The 18,903-nt window shown below is 65.1% G+C and carries 17 protein-coding genes; 4 read left to right on the plus strand and 13 right to left on the minus strand.

The window, feature by feature from the left end; genetic code table 11:
* Window positions 1–102: 102 nt before the first annotated feature.
* The 8 genes from ACVWZM_RS29795 to ACVWZM_RS29830 form a co-directional block, all read right to left on the minus strand.
* Window positions 103–1,071 (minus strand): ABC transporter ATP-binding protein, encoded by a 969-nt coding sequence (locus ACVWZM_RS29795; protein WP_057019236.1) that lies wholly within the window; start codon window positions 1,069–1,071, stop codon window positions 103–105.
* Window positions 1,068–2,048: an ABC transporter ATP-binding protein gene (locus tag ACVWZM_RS29800; protein ID WP_141340051.1), complete on the minus strand. Its 981-nt coding sequence runs from the start codon at window positions 2,046–2,048 to the stop codon at window positions 1,068–1,070. The genes ACVWZM_RS29795 and ACVWZM_RS29800 overlap by 4 nt, the downstream gene beginning before the upstream one ends.
* Window positions 2,045–2,962, minus strand: a complete 918-nt coding sequence (locus ACVWZM_RS29805; RefSeq protein ID WP_028334911.1) for an ABC transporter permease — start codon at window positions 2,960–2,962, stop codon at window positions 2,045–2,047. Before ACVWZM_RS29805 ends, ACVWZM_RS29800 begins: the two co-directional genes overlap by 4 nt.
* Window positions 2,928–3,884 (minus strand): ABC transporter permease, encoded by a 957-nt coding sequence (locus tag ACVWZM_RS29810; protein ID WP_016842735.1) that lies wholly within the window; start codon window positions 3,882–3,884, stop codon window positions 2,928–2,930. Before ACVWZM_RS29810 ends, ACVWZM_RS29805 begins: the two co-directional genes overlap by 35 nt.
* Before the next feature lie 107 nt (window positions 3,885–3,991).
* Window positions 3,992–5,155 (minus strand): IS4 family transposase, encoded by a 1,164-nt coding sequence (locus ACVWZM_RS29815; protein WP_057015126.1) that lies wholly within the window; start codon window positions 5,153–5,155, stop codon window positions 3,992–3,994.
* 300 nt (window positions 5,156–5,455) lie between these two features.
* Entirely contained in the window at window positions 5,456–7,246 is a 1,791-nt protein-coding gene (locus ACVWZM_RS29820) for a peptide ABC transporter substrate-binding protein (protein ID WP_057019238.1), read from the minus strand.
* Between the two features lie 447 nt (window positions 7,247–7,693).
* Complete coding sequence (locus ACVWZM_RS29825) at window positions 7,694–9,112, minus strand: M20 family metallopeptidase (protein WP_057019239.1); 1,419 nt, start codon at window positions 9,110–9,112, stop codon at window positions 7,694–7,696.
* Between the two features lie 219 nt (window positions 9,113–9,331).
* Entirely contained in the window at window positions 9,332–10,423 is a 1,092-nt protein-coding gene (locus ACVWZM_RS29830; protein WP_076830666.1) for a mandelate racemase/muconate lactonizing enzyme family protein, read from the minus strand.
* A 273-nt stretch (window positions 10,424–10,696) separates the two neighbouring features.
* Here ACVWZM_RS29830 and ACVWZM_RS29835 point away from each other — a divergent pair, with 273 nt between their 5' ends.
* Entirely contained in the window at window positions 10,697–11,932 is a 1,236-nt protein-coding gene (locus ACVWZM_RS29835; protein ID WP_456855479.1) for a metallophosphoesterase family protein, read from the plus strand.
* 169 nt (window positions 11,933–12,101) lie between these two features.
* Window positions 12,102–12,452, plus strand: a complete 351-nt coding sequence (locus ACVWZM_RS29840) for a hypothetical protein (protein WP_057019241.1) — start codon at window positions 12,102–12,104, stop codon at window positions 12,450–12,452.
* A gap of 139 nt (window positions 12,453–12,591) precedes the next feature.
* Here ACVWZM_RS29840 and ACVWZM_RS29845 read toward each other — a convergent pair whose 3' ends face one another.
* From ACVWZM_RS29845 to ACVWZM_RS29860, 4 genes are all read right to left on the minus strand, one after another.
* Complete coding sequence (locus ACVWZM_RS29845) at window positions 12,592–12,804, minus strand: hypothetical protein (RefSeq protein WP_168855778.1); 213 nt, start codon at window positions 12,802–12,804, stop codon at window positions 12,592–12,594.
* A 397-nt stretch (window positions 12,805–13,201) separates the two neighbouring features.
* Window positions 13,202–13,576 (minus strand): response regulator transcription factor, encoded by a 375-nt coding sequence (locus ACVWZM_RS29850; RefSeq protein ID WP_028342536.1) that lies wholly within the window; start codon window positions 13,574–13,576, stop codon window positions 13,202–13,204.
* Window positions 13,573–14,439 carry a S1C family serine protease gene (locus ACVWZM_RS29855; RefSeq protein ID WP_253625652.1) on the minus strand — a complete coding sequence of 289 codons (867 nt, stop codon included), beginning with the start codon at window positions 14,437–14,439 and terminating at the stop codon, window positions 13,573–13,575. Before ACVWZM_RS29855 ends, ACVWZM_RS29850 begins: the two co-directional genes overlap by 4 nt.
* 97 nt (window positions 14,440–14,536) lie before the next feature.
* The gene (locus tag ACVWZM_RS29860) at window positions 14,537–15,565 is read right to left on the minus strand and encodes an AraC family transcriptional regulator (protein WP_456855480.1); all 1,029 of its coding nucleotides are present in this window, start codon (window positions 15,563–15,565) and stop codon (window positions 14,537–14,539) included.
* Between the two features lie 263 nt (window positions 15,566–15,828).
* Between ACVWZM_RS29860 and ACVWZM_RS29865 the strand changes: the two genes are divergently transcribed.
* Window positions 15,829–16,278: a cupin domain-containing protein gene (locus ACVWZM_RS29865; RefSeq protein ID WP_057019245.1), complete on the plus strand. Its 450-nt coding sequence runs from the start codon at window positions 15,829–15,831 to the stop codon at window positions 16,276–16,278.
* A gap of 121 nt (window positions 16,279–16,399) precedes the next feature.
* A complete protein-coding gene (locus ACVWZM_RS29870) occupies window positions 16,400–17,893 on the plus strand; it encodes a flavin-containing monooxygenase (protein WP_456855481.1) in 1,494 nt (497 codons plus the stop codon).
* Between the two features lie 197 nt (window positions 17,894–18,090).
* Here ACVWZM_RS29870 and ACVWZM_RS29875 read toward each other — a convergent pair whose 3' ends face one another.
* Window positions 18,091–18,816: an alpha/beta hydrolase gene (locus ACVWZM_RS29875; RefSeq protein WP_456855482.1), complete on the minus strand. Its 726-nt coding sequence runs from the start codon at window positions 18,814–18,816 to the stop codon at window positions 18,091–18,093.
* Between the last annotated feature and the right edge of the window lie 87 nt (window positions 18,817–18,903).

Genomic DNA, 18,903 nt, shown 5'->3' on the forward strand with positions numbered 1-18,903 from the left:
GTGTCGGACGCCCGCAGCCGCCGGCTACTTTGCATGGGGTTGTTTTCGATATTTTAGGCGGTGCGCTCCCGCGCCGGCTGGCTATCGCATCTGGCGCGCGACCTACGCCAGATGGCACGCCACGGAATGCCCGTTCCTGCCTTCCAGCAACTCCGGCGCGCTCTGCCGGCAGCGCTCCTCGGCGATTGGACACCTCGTGTGGAAGTGGCAGCCCTTGGGCGGATTCATCGGGCTCGGCACGTCGCCCTTCAGGCGGATGCGGTCGCGCTTCGCCTTGGGATCCGGCACCGGCACCGCCGAGAGCAGTGCCTTGGTGTAGGGGTGCTGCGGGTTGCGGTAGAGATCGCTGGCCTTGGCGAGCTCGACGATGCGGCCGAGATACATCACCGCGACGCGGTCGGAGATGTGCTCCACGACCGAAAGATCGTGGGCGACGAACAGATAGGTGAGGTTCAGCTCGGCCTGCAGATCCTCGAGCAGGTTGATGACCTGGGCCTGGATCGAGACGTCGAGCGCGGAGACCGGCTCGTCGCACACGATCAGCTTCGGCTCCAGCGTCAGCGCGCGGGCGATCGCGATGCGCTGGCGCTGGCCGCCGGAGAATTCGTGCGGGTAGCGGCGCATGTGCTCGGCCTTCAGCCCGACCTTGACCAGGAGGCTCGCGACGCGGTCCTCGCGCTCGCTGGCCGAGCTCACGAGGTTATGGATGATGAAGGGCTCGCCGAGGATCGCGCCGACCGTCATGCGCGGATTGAGCGAGGCGAACGGGTCCTGGAACACCAGCTGCATGTTGCGCCGCATGGCGCGCAGGTCGCCGCCGCCGAGGCCGGTGACGCTCCGGCCGTCGAACACGACCTCGCCCGAGGTCGGCTCGATCAGGCGCAGCACGCAGCGGCCGGTGGTCGACTTGCCGCAGCCGGATTCGCCGACGAGGCCGAGCGTCTCGCCGCGATTGACCGAGAACGACACGCCGTCGACCGCATAGACCTGGCCGACCTCGCGCGAGAGCAGGCCGCCCAGCACCGGAAAGTGCTTCTTCAGATTGGAAACGCGCAGCAGCGGTTCGCTCATGACGCGTCTCCGAGGTGGCAGGCCATGCGGTGGCCGGGCGCGATCTCGCGCAGCCGCGGCTCCTTTTCGGTGCAGATGCTCATGGCGTATTTGCAGCGGGCGGCAAAGCGGCAGCCGGGCGGCGGGTTGATCAGGATCGGCACTGAGCCGCCGATCGCCTCCAGCCGCGTCTTGTGCGCGGCGTCGAGATCGATGCGCGGGATCGAGCGGATCAGGCCCTGAGTGTAGGGATGGCCGGGATTGCCGAACAGTTCGTCGACCGGCGCCTCCTCCACCACCTTGCCGGCGTACATCACGACGACGCGCTGCGCGGTCTCGGCGACGACGCCCATCGCGTGCGTGATCAGCATCACCGCCATGCCGAAGCGTTCCTTCATGTCCTGCAACAAGTCGAGGATCTGCGCCTGGATGGTGACGTCGAGCGCGGTGGTCGGCTCGTCTGCGATCACAAGCTTGGGCCGGCAGGCCAGCGCCATCGCGATCATCACGCGCTGGCGCATGCCGCCGGAGAACTGGTGCGGATAATGATGCACGCGGCCCGCGGCGTTGGGGATCTGCACCAGCTTCAGCATCTCGATGGTGCGCTCGAGCGCCTGCTTCTTGGTCACCGCCTCGTGGCGGCGCAGGCTCTCGGCGATCTGCTCGCCGATGGTCAGCACCGGATTGAGCGAGGTCATCGGCTCCTGGAAGATGAAGCCGATCTCCTTGGCCCTGATGTCGTCGAGCTGGTGGCTGGTCAGCGGCACCAGGTCGCGGCCCTCGAAGATGATCTCGCCTTCGACGATCTTGCCCGGCGGCATGGCGATCAGCTTCAGGATCGACATCGCGGTGACGGTCTTGCCGCAGCCGGATTCGCCGACCACGCACAGCGTCTCGCCGCGGTTGATGCTGATGTCGACGCCGTCGACCGCCTGCAGGATGCCGTCGTCGGTGGTGAAATGGGTTTTCAGGCCCTTGATGTCGAGCAGCGCCATCAGATCACCTTGCGCGCGTCGAGCGCGTCGCGCAGCCCGTCGCCGATGAAGTTGATGGCGACCACCGCGATGAAGATCGCGCCACCCGGGAACAGCGCCCAATGCGGGCCGATGTCGAGAAAATCCTTGGCGTCATAGAGGATGCGGCCCCAGGTCGGCGTATCCGGCGGGAAGCCGAGGCCGAGGAACGAGAGTGTCGATTCCGCAATGATGGCGGCGGCGACGTCGATCGTGCCGGCGATGATCACGGGGCCCAGCGCGTTGGGCAGGATGTGGCGCACCACCTGGCGCACCGGGCTTGCGCCGAGCGCGCGCGCCGCCTCGACGAATTCCTTCTCGCGCAGCGACAGGAACTGGGCGCGCACCAGGCGCGCGACCGGCATCCAGCGCAAGCCGCCGATCACCAGCACGATCAGGATGAAGATGCCGCCCTCGGGACCGAACATCGCCTTTAGCCCGTCGCGGAACAGATAGATCAGCATCAACAGCAGCGGCAATTGCGGCAGCGACAGGAACAAGTCGGTCAGCCACATCAGCGCGTAGCCGAGCGCGCCGCGCGACATGCCGGCGAGCGCGCCGATCAGCGTGCCGACGAACACCGAGACCAGCATCGCGGCGAGACCGACCGCGAGCGAGATGCGCCCGCCATAGATCATGCGGGCGAGCAGGTCCTGGCCGAGATCGTCGGTGCCGAACGGATGCGCCAGCGACGGCCCCTGCAGGCCGGCCACGACGTCCATGTCGCTGATCGAGACGCGCCAGACGAACGGGCCGATCACGACGGCCGCGATCAGCAGCAGCAGCAGCACGGCGCTGACCACGGCCGGCCGGTGCCGGCGGTACCGCCGCCAGGTTTCGCGCCAGGGCGAATAGCCGCGCCGCTCAGCGGAAGGAGATGCGAGGGTCAAGCCAGCCATAGAGGACATCTGCGATCAGGTTGAACAGCACCACGAGACATGCGAAGACGAAGGTCACGGCCATCACGACCGGCGTGTCATTGGCGAGGATGGAGGAAATCAGCAGCGAGCCGATGCCGGGAATCCGGAAGATCTGCTCGGTGACGATGGCGCCGCCGAACACGGCAGGCATTTGCAGCGCAATGAGCGTGACGACCGGGATCATCGCGTTGCGCATCACGTGCTTGACGATCACCTTGGCCTGCCCGAGTCCCTTGGCGCGGGCGGTGGTGACATAGTCGAGCCGGATCACGTCGAGCATCGCCGAGCGCACGAAGCGGGTCATCGACGCCGCCTGGAACAGGCCGAGCACCATCACCGGCATGATCGCCTGCCGGATCATCTCCAGCAGCCAGGGAATGCCGCTGCCCGGCACGTCGGTGTAGACGAAGGGCAGCCAGTCCAGCTTCACCGAGAACACCAGGATGAACAGGATGCCGGTGAAGAAGGTCGGCAGCGAGAAGCCGATGAAGGCGAAGGTGTTGGCGAGCTGGTCGAAGATCGAATACGGCCGGGTGGCGGCATAGACGCCGACCGGGATCGCGATCAACAGCGCCAGCAGCTGCGCCGAGCCGATCACGTAGAGCGTGGTCGGCAGCCGCTGCAGGATCAGCGTGTCGACATTGATCCGGCTGACAAAGGAGAAGCCCCAGTCGCCCTGCGCCATCGCCGCGAGCCAGTGCAGGTAGCGAAGATAGATCGGGTCGTCGAGGCCGAACTTGGCTCGCAGCGCGGCCTGCACCTCGGGCGGCACGTTCGGATTGGTCGCGAGCTCGCTGAACGGATCGCCCGGCGCGAGCGCCAGCACGACGAACAGCACGAGCGAGATCCCGAGCAGGCTCGGGATCGCGATCATCAGGCGACGCAGGATATATTGACTCATCGAGAGATCATCTAACTAACGCTCGCACCTTGAGCACGTTGATCTTGCTTCCAGTCGAAAGGCGAGCTTCACCTCGCCCCGCGTGCGGCAGGGGTGTCCGGGGAAATTCAGGCATAGCGGAGCTCCATCTGGTCAGGTGAGATGGTTGATTTCCGACGGCTGGGGTTGATGGGCGGAGGTTTGTCGATGGCAGCGAGGGATCGACGCGTGAGCAGGAGCTGGCCGACGAGTTCGGCGAACCTGAGCGGGAGCATTTTGATGCAGTTGGTGTGAGCGGCGATGCGCAGCAGCAGGTAGGCAATCATCGCAGCGAGCACCTGAAGGCGGATCGCGTTGTCGTTGGCGCCGAGGAACTTGCGAATATCGAGATGCTGCTTGATCCAGCGGAACAGCAGCTCGATTTGCCATCGGCTCTTGTAGAGGGCGGCGATCTCGACGGCGCTACGGGCAAGGTCGTTGGTCAGGAGTGTGATCTTGCCGCCTTTCTCGCGTCTGATCTTGATGCGGCGGAGCGGGATTGGAAGGCGCGAATCGCCCTTGCTGGTGAGCTTCACCTCGTCATCGGCAAGGATTTCGAAGCCATCCCCGTTACGCTTGCGGATGGCGCGATGCCTGAGCGAGCGAAGACGGATGCTCGTCTTCGCCCGGGTAACGAAGAAAGCCTTGCTATCATTGATCTTCTGCCACCAGTCGAAACGGCAATAGCCCTTGTCAAACACATAGGTGGTGGCGGGCTGGATTGGGGTCTGTCGGCCGATCTCGATGTCATTGACGTTCGCGGCCGTCATCTCGACGCAGGTCGGGACATCGCTCCTTGGGTCGTAGACGACATGCAGCTTCATGCCGCGGATGCGGCCGTTCCACGTCGCCCAACTGCAGACCTTGCCGAGCGGGATCGGACTGGCGTCGATCAGACGCACCATCTCCATGCCTTCACTCCGCAGCTGGCGACGCGCCATCGCCGACAGCGCCGCAAAGGTTTGCGCGAAAATGCCGATCGGACGGCGGGCATTGGCATCGGACAACGTCGAGCGCGACAGCTTGCCGGTTCCCAAGTGATAGTGATGCTGCGAATTGGCGTTGAAGCCAGTCACTACCCCGCGCAGACTGCTGTTGCCGCTAAGCTGGGCATAGATCAGCGCCACCAGATGATCCCAGCTCCTGAACGACTTGTCGTAGGCATCCCCGTCCAGACGATCCACAACCGTCTGAAACTGCCGTCGATTGATCGGTTCAAGCAGCCTTCCAAAAATGCTACCGCGATATCGCATGCTCGGCCCTCTGTGTCTCGACAACCAGAAAAGACCGATTTGCCTCGGTCCTGCCGAGCATGCACCGCGACACAGTGAATCATTCCCCGGACACCCCTGCGCGTGCGGGGAGAGGTCGGAATTCAAGCACAGCTTGAATTCCGGGTGAGGGGGACTCTGCACGAACTCACCTTCCAACGCATTTGCGGAGAGAGCCCCTCACCCCAACCCTCCAAGAGCGAGCTCCGCTCGTCTCGACCCCGTAAGAACGGGGAGAGGGAGAAGATGCACCTACTCAAACTCCGAACCTGTCCCCGTGTCTCAGGTTTCACGATACCAGTCTTGCAGATTGTCGGTCTGGTTGGCCCAGCCGGAGAGTGCGGGCCGCACCGTGTTGGAGCAGGCTTCCACCGCGAGGCGGTGCATCACCGGGATCACCACCGTGTCCTGCCACATCAGATCGTTGCACTTGATGTAGAGCTCGGCCCGCTTGATCGGATCGGTCTCGGTATCGGCCGCCTCGATCGCGGCGTCGAAATCCTTGTTGACCCAGCGCGGGAAGTTCTGCCCTTGCCACTTGTTCTCCTTGGTCGCGACATTGCGCGACAGATAGCGGCGCATGTGCAGGCCCGGGTCGGGTTGTGTCATCGGGATCTGGAACATCTCGATGTCGGCGTAGAACTTGGAGTAGGTGTCGGGGTTGGCGACGTCGGAGGAGAAGAACACCGAGGCCACCACCGACTTCAGCTCGACGTCGATGCCGGCCTTCTGGCAGGCCTGCTTGACGATCGCCTGGGTCTTCTGCCGCGGGCCGTTGATCGAGGTCTGGTACAGCAGCTTCAGCTTCTTGCCGTCCTTCTCGCGGATGCCGTCGGAGCCGACCTTCCAGCCGGCCTGTTCGAGCAGCGCGCTCGCCTTCTCGACCGAGAACTCCCATCTGGTGTTCTTGGAAACGAACTCCTCGGGGCCGTTGAGATAATTGGCGGTGGCGCGGCCGGCGCGGCCGTAGATCACCTTCTTGACGGAGTCGCGGTCGACCAGCAGCGCCAGCGCCTTGCGCACCGCCGGATCCGACAGGATCGGATGCTTGGTCTTGATCGACGAGCGTTCACCGTCGACCTCGGTGTTCGGGTCGGTGAAGTTGATGGCGATGAATTCGATGTCGCCGCCGACGGCATAGAGCGTCTTGCCCTTGCCGCCCTTTTCCAGCCGCAGCAGCACCTCGTCCTCGACCTGGATGTTCCAGGCGAAATCATATTCGCCGGTCTGGATCACCGCGCGCGCCGCCGACACCGCATCGCCGCCGCCCTTCATTTCGATCGTGTCGAAATAGGGCCGGTTCGGCATGTGGTAATCGGGATTAATTTCGCCGCGCACCAGATCGCCCGGCTTGAACTCGACGAACTTGTAGGGGCTGGTGCCGACCGGCTTCAGATTGTTCGGCGCCTCGCGCGACTTGCTGCCCTTGTACTCCGCGAAGAGATGTTTTGGGATGATGCAGCCATAGGCGCCGACGAACGCATTGGCCCAGAACGGCGTCGGATCCTTGAACTTGATGCGGACCGTGAGGTCGTCGACCTTCTCCACGGTCATGCCGGAATAGGTCCCGCTCGAGACGGCTGCGGTCGCGGGGTCGGTGGCATATTCCCAGTTGAACACGACGTCGTCGGCGGTGAAGGGTTTGCCGTCATGCCATTTGACGCCGGGCTTGAGTTTCCAGACCACCGACTTGGCGTCTTTGGAAAGCCCGCCGTTCTGGATCGAGGGGATTTCGGCGGCGAGGATCGGGTTGAGATGGCCGTCGACGTCCCAGCTTGCCAGCGGTTCGTAGAACAGTCGCGAGCCGTCCTGGTCCTTGGTGCCGGTGGCGAAGTGCGGATTGAGCAGGGTGGGGCCCTGCCACCACAACAGCTTCAGCGGACCGCCACCGCCGCGCTTGGTCGGCTTGTAGGGATTCGGGCTCTGCGCCATCGCGACGCCGCCGATCGCAAGGATCTGGTTGGCCATCGGCGCGGTAAGGCCGACGGCAATCATTCGCTTGACGAAGGCGCGGCGATCCATCCGCCCGTCCTTCACGTCGTCGATCATGCCACGCAGATTCCTGTCGAACATTGTCCCCTCGGTCCGGCTCAATTGGATATTGCGGCGGGCCGTGGAACCGGCCGCCGTGTTGGCGGCAGGATGGCACACCGAATGACCGCGAAGGTCAACGCCTCCCGCCCTTCAGCGCCTAGGTCTTTTGGCTATCGCTTGTGCAGAACCTCCCCTTGCCGCACACCGGTTCAGCAGATCGGCGCCAAAAGCGCGCCCTTGCGCGCCTCGCAGTGCGGAAAATTTGTTCGTTATCCTTTGTTCCGAGATGCTTTTTTGCCACGCAGGCCGGAGTTCGCGTCTGAAGCGATCCGTCCACAAACTCGTCATGCCCGGCCTTGTGCCGGGCATCCACGTCTCCGTTTCCGCGTGAGAAAGTCGTGGTTGGCCGGGACAAGCCCGGCCATGACGATGGGGATATGCGATTGGTTGATCCCGGAGAGCAGGTCCGGCCCGCACACGCGGCTCTCAGGCGATCGACATATCCAACGGCGGTGCAACATTCGCCGGCAGCGGACTGACGTAGGGCGTTCTTGTGGTCCGCTTCTTGAGGTCGGCCTTGGCGGCCGCGATCAGCTCCGGCTCCATCAGCGCCTTGACGCCGAGGCCGGCCATCGCCTTGGCGGCCTGCACCATCGCCTTGTGCGCGGCCGGCGTCTTGCCCTGCGCCACAACCTGCCAGGTGTGGAACGGCGTGCCGATTGCAACCGTCGGTGCATGGACCTGCACGGTCGGCACCACCCAGCTGACGTCGCCGACGTCGGTCGAGCCGATCAGCGGATTGCGCTTGGCGTCGATCGGCACCAGGAAGTCGGCGAGCGGCCGGTCGGTCGGCTCCATGCCGATCGCGTAATAGACCGAGGCGATGTCCTTGTCGGTCAGGGTTGCGCGGATCCTGCCGGCGAAATCCTTGTCGGCATCGTCGAAATGCGGCGGGCCGAGCTCTTCCATGATCCGGTGCAGCGTCTGTTCCAGCGGCGTGTTGGGCAGGATGTTGGAGACCGCGGAGATGATCTTCATCTCCACCTTGGTCTCGGTCATCAGCGCCGCGCCCTGCGCGATCTTGTGCACGCGCTCGACCAGCTCGTTCATGCCGGGCAGGTCGCGGGCGCGGATCGAATAGCGCACCCGGGCATGGGCCTGCACCACGTTGGGCGCGATGCCGCCGGTGTCGAGCAGCGCGTAGTGCACCCGCGCGTCGCTCGGCATGTGCTCGCGCATGTAGTTGACGCCGACATTCATCAATTCCACCGCATCGAGCGCGCTGCGGCCAAGATGAGGCGAGGCTGCCGCATGCGAGGTGCGCCCGGTGAAGATGAAATCGGCGCGGGTGTTGGCGAGCGACGGCGTCACCGCCACCTCCCAGAAGCTGTGCGGATGCCAGGTGATGGCGATGTCGGCGTCCTCGAACGCGCCACAGCGCACCATGAAGGCCTTTGCCGCGCCGCCTTCCTCGGCAGGACATCCGTAATAGCGCACGCGGCCCGGCACCTTGTTGGCCGCAAGCCAGTCCTTCACCGCGGTCGCGGCGAGCAGCGCGGAGGAGCCGAGCAGATTATGTCCGCAGCCATGGCCGTGGCCGCCGCTCTCGACCGGGCGATGCTCGGCGATTCCGGCCTCCTGGCTGAGACCGGGCAGGGCGTCATACTCGCCGAGGAAGGCGATCACCGGGCCGCCTTCGCCCCATTCGCCCATCACCGCGGTCGGGATGTCGGCGACGTTCTCGGTGATGCGAAAACCCTGATGGCGCAGTTCGGCCAGATGTTCGGCGGATGAGCGCGCCTCGGTGTAGCAGACCTCGGGCATCGCCCAGACCCGGTCGCTCAATTCGATGAAACGCGGCTTGATCGCGTCGACGCCGCGCCAAACATCACTACGGTTGTCCATTTGCTCCGATCCCTTAACGCTAGAGCATGATCCGGAAAAGTGTGAAGCGGTTTTCCGAAAAGATCATGCTCAGACAATGAGCCAAAGCGCGATGATCTCATCGCTCTTTGGGCAATCTGAAGCGCGAAACGCTAGCAGCTTGTCGCGACGCCGCCTAGCGCGCGCCGGAAGACCTGCTTTTCCGAATGTCACGTCTTGGTGTGCAGAAATGTTTCTGCGTCAGGCGGCGCTGAGCCGCTCCAGGCCTTTCCAGTCGAAGGCGATGCCGTGCCCCGGGCGATCCGGCGCGATCGCCATGCCCTGCTCCAGAACCAGCGGGTGCTCGATATAGCGGTCGAGGCCGAAGCCGTGCGCCTCGAGATACGACCGGTTCGGGCACGCCGCCAGCAGATGCACGGTGATGTCATGCGCGCCATGGCTGGTGACGGGAATATTGAAGGCCTCGGCGAGCCGGGCGATCTTCATGAAGCTGGTCACGCCGCCGCAATTGGTGACGTCGGGCTCGGCATAGGACAGCGCGCCGCCGGCGATATACGGCTTGAACTCCCACAGGCTGCGCAGGTTCTCGCCGGCCGCGATCGGCACGCCGCCGGCCTGCACGATGCGGGCGTGTCCCGCGACGTCGTCCGGAATCGTCGGCTCCTCGATCCAGGTCAGGTCGAAGGGTTGCAGGGCGCGCGCGGCGCGGATCGCTTCTTCGACGGTCCATTTCATGTTGGCGTCGGCCATCAGCGGAAACTCGTCGCCGAGATGGCCGCGCATCGCCTTCACGCGCGCCACGTCGGACGCAAGGCTCGGCCGGCCGACCTTCATCTTGATGGCGCGAAAGCCCTTGGCAAGATTGTCGTCGGTCTGCTTGAGCAGGCCATCGAGCGGCAGATCGAGGTCGATGCCGCCGGCATAGCAGGGCACGCGACGGTCGAAGCCGCCGAGCAGCCGCCACAGCGGCAGCGATGCCCGCCGCGCCTTGAGGTCCCACAACGCGATGTCGAGCGCGGACAGCGCCAGCACCGCCGGCCCGCCGCGGCCGCCATAATGCAGCGCCCACCACACCTTGTGCCAAAGCTGCTCGGTGTCGTCGGCCTCCATCCCGCGCGCGATCTCGGTGATTTCGCGGCCCAGGATATCGGCGATGGCGCCGCCATTGCGGCCGACCGTGTAGGTGTAGCCGGTGCCTTCGGCGCCGTCGGCATCGCGGGCGCGGATCGTGACGAGCTCGAACGCCTTGATCTCCCCGTGCGTGCTGTCGCTCAGCACCACCGGGAGCGGGATCTTGTAGAATCCGATGCTGAGGTCCTTGAGGATGGCCACGCCGGAACTCCTTGTCATGGGACGACTGCAATGCGTGACACACGATCTCAAAAGCCCCGGCTGCCTGCAACCTTGCGCCTGCGAATGTCTGCCTTGAGCGATTAGTCTGCCTTCCTTTATGATGTGGCTCGCGAGGACGTGGTCCGACCATGGATGATGCAATTCCGGCTCTGTTACCGAGATATTCGGGCCACCAGTTCGTGATCTATGCCGATGCCTGCTCGGGCGTTCCGGGCGCGCTGCATTGAGCGCACCTTCGCATCGGTGAACGATGTGGTGCGCCGGCTGCATCCTGCGCCCGAATTCATTCTGTTCCCCGGCGACGAGATCATCGGCCTCACCGCCGATGCCGACGCGCTGCGCGCGCAATGGCGGCATTGGTTCGAGGTCGAGATGTCTTGGTTCGACCGGCGCGCGGTGCCGCTGTGGCACACGACCGGCAACCACACCACCTATGACGAGATGAGCGAGGCGGTGTTCCGCGAGGTGCTGCAGCTGCCGCGCAACGGCCCGCCCGGTCAGGAGGGGCTGTCCTACTGGGTTCGCCGCGACGATCTCGTGATGGTGTTCGTGCACACGCTGTGGAGCGGCCTCGGCGGCGAGGGGCATGTCGAGACCGACTGGCTGCAAGCGGTCCTCGCACAGCACAAGGACGCCAGGCACAAGCTGGTGCTGGGCCATCATCCCGTGTACCCCATCAACGGCTACAGCGGCAGCTATCAGCGCGAGATCGGCCACGAATACCGCGAGCGCTTCTGGGATATCCTCGTCCGCGCCGATGTCACCGCCTATCTGTGCAGCCACATTCTCGCATTCGACGTCCAGGTTCATCGTGGTGTGCTGCAGGTCTGCACGGCGGGCGCCGGCACTGCGCACCGGATGCCCGAAGGCGTCGAGTATCTGCATTGCGTGCAGGCCGCGCTCGATCAGGATGGGTTCCGCTATCAGGTGCTCGATACCGAAGGTGTGGCGCGCGAGCAGCTGGCATGGCCGCTGCCATCGCTGGACCAGGCCGCGTGGTCGCCGCTGCCGCGCGGGACCAGCCCTGCACCGCTGTCGGGGACATTGGCGCCCGCGGCGGTCATCGCGCTGAAACTGGCGGGCCGCACCGCCGCGGGAACCGCCGCGCCACAAACGCTGCTCTGCACGCCCGCGCCCGGCGTGATCGCACCGCTCTGGCTTGGCTTGCGCGGGCCGAATCAGACGCTCACCTTGATCCTTGGACGCGAGCGTGGACGCAGTCCCTATTACTGGATCGGTCCCGATCTCGGTGCCAACAGCGATTTCAACCTCGACATCGCCTTCTATCCGGACATGGGACCGGGCGGCGTGCTGTGGCGACGCAGCGGTGACACGCGCTGGACGTCGTGCGCGGCGATATCGGCAACGGGGCTGGAGCGGTTCGCATGGCCGGCGGTCTGGAACGTCGGGTGCGGCGAGGGTGGGCCGGATGACAGGCGCTATGCCGGACCACGGTTCGAGATCGCTATTTCCGTCACCGCATTGTAGTTAATCGCGCCCGGGGCCGACGTGCTGGACGTCGACGCTGCGGCTGAGCGGGCTTCGACGCCCGCATTGCGGTCGCATTGGCTCCAATGAATGGCCATGGAAAAATCAGACGTCAGCCAAACTTCGCGCGTAGGTTTTATCGCTTGCTGACCTCGAAAAGGAATCGACCATGCGCAATCTCACAGCATTCGTCACTGTTGCCGCGCTCGTCCTCGGAACGCCCGCCTTGGTGCAAGCGCAAGGCACGCAACCCAATGCGCCGCCGCAGTCATCTGATCAGTCCACTGTCATCCGGAGCATACAGGTCGTCGACATCAAGGACCTCAAGCCCGAAATGCGATCGAAGATCGAGGATGCGATGGCAAAGACCAAGGAAGACGACATCCAGTCGCTTCGGAAGTCGATTGACGCGACACCGCAGGCGGTCTCCGCGCTCAAGGCCAAGGGCCTGACTTCGTCGCAGGTCGTCGCTATCAACATTGCCGATGGCGTGCTGACGATGTTCGCCAAAACAGCCTGACCAGGGTCAGCGAATGTCGGTATCGGTGGTTGGACCTCCCCGCGGCCACCGATGCCAACAACTCCCGCAGCCGGCGCTGCGGGAGTTTTCATTTCTGATAGGCGCGGCCCGTCCAATGGACCCTCACCGGGGAGAGCGATCAGTCAGGCTCGTTGGGCCTGGTACGTTCCGCGCGTTTCAATTCGCGATCGATCAGCGTGCAGACGCGCCGCCGCGCCAGCAGGTCGAGCCGCGCGCGCGTGGTGCCTTGCTTGGTCTTGCCGTTGATGTCGAACGACCAGGCCCAGAGGTCGGGTTCGATGTTGGTGAGTGTGTATTGAATGTCCCGATGACGACCGATCAGCTTCTTCATGCCGTTTCTTCTTGTTGGCTGAAGATTGCATAGCCAGATCGTGAAGGCGTCTGTATCCGGTCGAATACTGAGTCGGGTGTCCGCAGGGCGGAATTTTCCAAATCACTGATTTGGGGTCGCTGTGCAGTGGCTGCGTGCAACTGACGAGTGCGCACGAAGATTCGCAGTCGTCCTGGCGAAGGCCAGGACCCATTACCCCAAGTGCGCAATGTTGCGCGACGCTAGGGCCACGATCTCGTTCACTGTCAAATGCGGTGGTTATGGTCCTGGCTTTCGCCAGGACGACAATGACGAGTCCTGCCTGCAACATCCGCCGCAGCGTACGGGTCCCTGCTTTCGCAGGAACGACGGGTGGAGAAATCTCAGCTCAGCGTCACTACAACAGTCATCCCACCCATCACAAATTGATCACCCCGCGCCGCGCGGCATGGGCGACGGCGTCGGTGCGGCCGGTGGCGTCGAGCTTGTCGAGCAGCGAGCCGACATGAAACTTGGCGGTGTGGACGGAAATCCCGAGCCGCTGTGCGATCATCTTGTTGGACGCGCCTTCCGCCAGCAGCGCCAGCACGTCGAGCTCGCGCGGCGTCAGCTCGAAGTCGCCGGCGCCCGCGGCCTCGCGGTTGCGTGCGACGACCGCCGCCGTGGCCTGTTCGCCCGGCGCGGCGAGCCGCAGGCCGGCGACGCTGCCGAGCAGGGTCGCCAGCCGGTCGGCGAGGACGGCGTCGTCGACCTCGAGCGCGATGACGATGTCGTTGGCCGGCTCACCGCTCACGTCTCGGGCCTCTCGCCGACTGTCACCTTGAACTTCAGCGGTTCGCCGCCGCGATGCACGGTGAGCTCGACCACCGTGCCGACGCTCTGCGGTCCGAGGCCGCGCGACAGCGCGCGCACGCCGGACAGCTTCTCGCCATTCACGGCAATGATCACGTCGCCTTGCCGGATGCCGGCGGCGGCCGAGGGGCCGGCCTTGTCGACGTTCATCACCATCGCGCCGAGGCCATCGTCGAGCCGGACCGGCTGCAATCCGACGCCAAGATATCCGCGCGCGATGCGGCCGCTCTTCTCGAGCTGGCCTGCGACCCGCTCGATGGTCGTAGCCGGGATCGTCAGCACGCGGCGCGGGCCGAGCACGGCCATGCCGAACGGCTCGCCCGCGGCGTTCAGCGCGAGGCCACCCTGCTGGCTGTGCCGCAGCCGGACGTCGAGCTCGATCCGTGCATCGATTTCGCCGCCGCGCAGGCTGCGCCAGGCCGGGCCGGACAGTGCGACCATGCCGAGCCGCGCGGTCGGCGCGCCGCGGTCGGCGGCGACGATCACCGCGAGCGATCCCAACGCGGGGTTCTCGGTCGAGAGCTTGACGGGGGCAACGTCGCCTTCGACGCGCAGCAGCGCGACGTCGGTGGTGTGGTCGCGTCCGACGACGGTCGCTGGCCTGCGGCTGCCGTCGGCGAACTGGATTTCGATCTCGCCCTCGTCGGCCAGCGCTTCGTCGGCGGTGACGACGAGGCCTACCTTCCAGACAAAGCCGGAGGCGCGCGCGCGATGCGAATGCACGGAGACGATGGCGGGCGCAGCGCGTGCAATGGTCTCCGCAAGGGCAGATGACAGCGATGACAGGATATTCGGTTCGGTCATGGGAAACTCCGTTGGCTTCCCTCAATCTGGGATGTCGCGGCTGACGGCGATACTGGCCGGATGGGCAGGGCGTGGCCGGGCCGCCCGGAACTGCCGCTCAGCTCAGCCGCTGCAGGGTCGCCTTCGGGCTCTCGCCGAACTTGGCGCGGTAGGCGCTCGCCATCCGGCTCAGATGGGTAAAGCCGAGGTCGAATGCAATATCGACGATGCGCTCGCCCGGCCGTGCCGTCTTGAGGCGGGCGTTGAGATGGGCGAGGCGGATGTCGAGCAGCATCTCGGACACGGTGGTGCCGAAGTGACGGCGGAAGCCGAGTTGCAGCGCGCGGATGCCGGTGCCCGCGATCTCCGCGAGCTCGGCGAGGTCCATCGGCTCGGTCGCGCGGCTCTCCAGATAGGCGCGCACGCGTTTCAAGGCGGCCGGCTGGGCCTCGGTGCGGCCGTTGAAGACATCGATCGCCGAACTCAGGCTGTGCCGCTGCTCGTTGAGCAGCACATTGAGAAACGACTCGCGCCAATCGGCCGCCGCGACCGCCGACAAAGCCTTGCGCGGCCCGAGCTGCTCGGCGGCCGTGACAAGCTGCTCGATCTTGGCCGAGAGCGTCTGCCCGAGTGGCCCGCTCAGCGCGACGGCCGGATCGAACTCGACCGGCCTCACCGCCAGGCCGCCAAGCGCCGCGGCGCGATGCTCGACCAGCTTGCGGTCGAGCAGCAAGATCAGCTGAGCGCAGTCGCCGCGCCAGGTCATCTCGGTCGGAATGGTCGGCGACAGCAGCGAGGCCGTGTGCCGTGGTCCGGTGGTGAACTCGCGCGCGGCGGTCCGCACCGCGGCCGAGCCGGACAGCGGCATCTGCAGCAGGAAGAAGCGGTCGAGGCAGCCGGGATTGATCGCGACCGATCCGCCATAGGCGACATAGTTGACGGAGAAGCCGTCGAAGTCGGCGCAATTGTGATGCGCGGAGAAATCGCTCGCGGAATGATCGACCGGCGTCAGATCGTGCGGACAGAAGATGCGGCCGATCGCTTCCGCCGCGTCATCGACGCGCGCCGTCGCGACGCGTGCGAAATCCTTGAGCCTTGCGCTTGCCGGATTTGCGCTTGCCGAAACCTTCTTGCCAACAGCAGTCACGCCGGCCGTCCGGAGTTGTTTGAGGTCTAAAACATCAGGCAGCCTAGAGCATCCCGCGGCAAAGGGGAACGCCGTTTCGTCGTGCAATCTGCCTGATCGGCGGTCAGGACGATGCGACGGCATTGGGCAGCAGCCGGCCGGCGCAATGCTCCCGCATTGCAGCATGAAGGTGCCGGGTGTGGATTCGTTTATCGGCTAGACAGCCTCACCGGCCGGCGACAGGCTCCGTGCCGGCACTGCGCATCAAAACTGGAGAGGCTGACATGGGCACGCTCGAAAAAGGCATTACCCGAACCGGCACCGGCTACGGCGGCAAGACCTGGAATATCCTGGGCCAAATCTACTATCCGAAGGCGGTCACCGACTCGACCTTCGCGTTCGAAACCAACAGCGATCCCGGCCAGTTCGTGCCGGTGCACATCCACCCGACCCAGGACGAGTTCATCCTGGTGCAGGAAGGCGTGCTCGACCTCAAGCTCGACGGCGTCTGGGTGCAGGCCAAGGCCGGCGACCTCGTGCGCATGCCGCGCGGCATCCCGCACGGCTATTTCAACAAGTCGGACAAGCCGGCGCGGGCGCTGTTCTGGGTGTCGCCGATGCAGAAGCTCGAGGCGCTGTTCGAGAAGCTGCACAATCTGCAGGACCCCGCCGAAGTGGTGCGTATCTCCGCCGAGCACGAGGTGGACTTCCTGCCGCCGGAAGCCAACGACTAGCCCGGCGGTCAAACAGACAATACGCACACGAGGCGGCAATCGCCGGAGCTGGACTCCGGCGATGACGGGGACGCGTGCGCTTAACGAAATTGGACCTGTTCATTCAATTCGGAGCGGTTTCATGGTCAAGCAGAAGCATGTGTGCGTCATCGGCGCCGGCATTTCCGGGCTCGCCGCCGGCAAGGCCTTTGCCGGTCGCGGCCACAAGGTGACCATCATCGAGCGCAGCGGCGATCTCGGCGGCGTTTGGGAGCCGGCGCGCTCCTATCCCGACGTGCAGACCCAGAGCCCGAAGGAGCTCTATCGCTACACCGACAAGGCGATGCCGGAGTCCTATCCGGAATGGCCGAAGGGTCCGCAGGTTCATGCCTACTTGCGCGACTATGCCCGCAGCCACGGGCTCGACGGCGCGATGCGGTTCGACACCAAGGTCGAGACCATGACGCGTCGCACTGACGGCAGGCCGGGCTGGACGCTGGCGCTGCGCTCGACCGACGGCGCCACCGGCCACGAGGATTTCGACTTCGTCGCGGTCTGCACCGGGCAATTCAACGAGCCGCAGGCCCTGCCGCTGGCCGGCGAGGACGGCTTCAAGGCGCAGGGCGGGCAGATCCTGCATTCATCGCAATACGGCGATCCAACGCTTGCCAAGGGCCGCAAGGTGGTGGTGCTCGGCGGCTCCAAATCGGCGACCGACATCGCGGTGAATGCGGTCAATTCCGGCGCCAGCGAAGTCACCATCGTGTTTCGCGAGCCGGTCTGGCGGATTCCCTATTTCGTCGGCGGCCTCGTCAACTTCAAGCGCATCCTCTACATCCGCGCCCAGGAGGAGATGTTTGCCAGCTGGGGCATCGGGCCGATGGCGCGCCTCGCGCATGTCGTGGCAAAGCCGTTCGTGTGGGCGAACTGGCGCGGGCTCGAGAGCATGCTGAAGATGCAGCTCAAGCTGAAGCAATGCGGCATGGTGCCGAAGGAGCGGATCGAGGATGGTGTCAACTGCTCGGTGCCGATCGCAACCCCCGGCTTCTATCCGATGGTCGCCGACGGCCGGATCAAGGCGGTGCGCGGTACCTTCGACCATTACGACGGCAAGACCATCGTGATGAGCGGCGGCCAGCGCGTCGCGACCGACGTCGCGGTGCTCGCGATCGGCTACAAGCTCGGCGTGCCGTTCCTGCCCGAGGAGTATCAGAGCAAGCTGGTCGAGCCCGACGGGCAGTACCGGCTCTACCGGCTGATCGCCAATCCCGATCTGCCCGACATGGGCTTCGTCGGCTTCAATTCGAGCTTCTGCACCGTGCTGTGCGCCGATCTCGCTGCGAACTGGCTGGTGCGCTACGCCGACGGTCAGCTGGCACGGCAGCCGAGCGCGGCCGAGATGAATAGCAACATCGCGATGATGCTGAACTTCAAGCGCGTCGAGCGTCCGGCAGCGGGCGTCTATGGCGGGCTGTGCGTCGCGCCGTACCACTTCAAGCATTTCGACGAGCTGCTGGCGGACATCGGCACCAAGGCGTCGCGCCGCAACCCGCTCGTCGAAAAGTTCACGCCGCCGGACGCCGACGCCTATGCCCGCTTCCTCGCGACTGCGCCAGCATACAGAGCGGTGGCGTAGAGCATCACGGGATTGGGGCGAGCAGCAAGGGCGCTGCGCTCCCTCTCCCCGTTCTTACGGGGAGAGGGTTGGGGTGAGGGGCCGTCCCCGCATCTGCGGTGATGGCTGCGTTTGTGGAGACTCCCCCTCACCCGGAACGCATCTAATGATGCGTTCCGACCTCTCCCCGCACGCGGGGCGAGGTGAAACGGAGGCCGCTAATCGCGGCCGGCGTCGAGGAAGGCCTGCGCCAGCCGCTCGGGGTTGGAGAAGCACAGCTCGTGGCTGCCCGGCACCTGGACCAGGCGGAACAGCCCGAGCTTCTCCGACAATCGCGGATGCCAGGGCAGGCTGTGCGGCATCGCGGTGTCCTCCGTGCAGTTCACGTAGGACTTTGCGATCGGCATCTCGGCCGGATTGGTGCGCAGCGCGATCTTGTCCTGGAAGGTCTTCAACGGGTGCGGGTTGAGCTTGTCATAGGCGCGCTGCGCCGTCTCGAGATCGGCGTCGTTGATGAACGCCTCGCGCCAGATCGGGAACGGCAGCACCACCGAGCCGTCGCCCCGCTCGGCATGAATGGCGTCGAACAGGCCGCGATAGTGCGGCGGCACCATGTCGTTGAGGCATTCGCCATTGTTCGGGACAAAGGCGTTCCAGTAGACGAGGCGGCGGATGCGGTTCGCGGCGGCGTCGGCAACGCCGGTGATGACCATGCCGCCATAGCTGTGGCCGACCAGCACGATGTCGCTCAGATTATGCTCGGCGAGATAATCCACGATCGACTGGATCGCCTCGGCGAGGCCGGAGTCCTTCCGGTCGCCGGGCCGGTTACCCCTGATGGTCGGGGTGTGGACGACATGGCCGGCCTTGCGGATGGCGGCCGCAACCGGCTCAAACTCGGCGCCGGTATGCCAGGCGCCATGGACGAGAACATAGGTCGACATGTTGTACCTCCCTGTCTGGATTGCCGCGTCCGGACGGCCCGGGATGCGCGCAGGTTTCATCCGCTTCCTGATGGATATTGACCTGGA

The sequence above is a fragment of the Bradyrhizobium sp. USDA 4501 genome, from assembly GCF_054062115.1.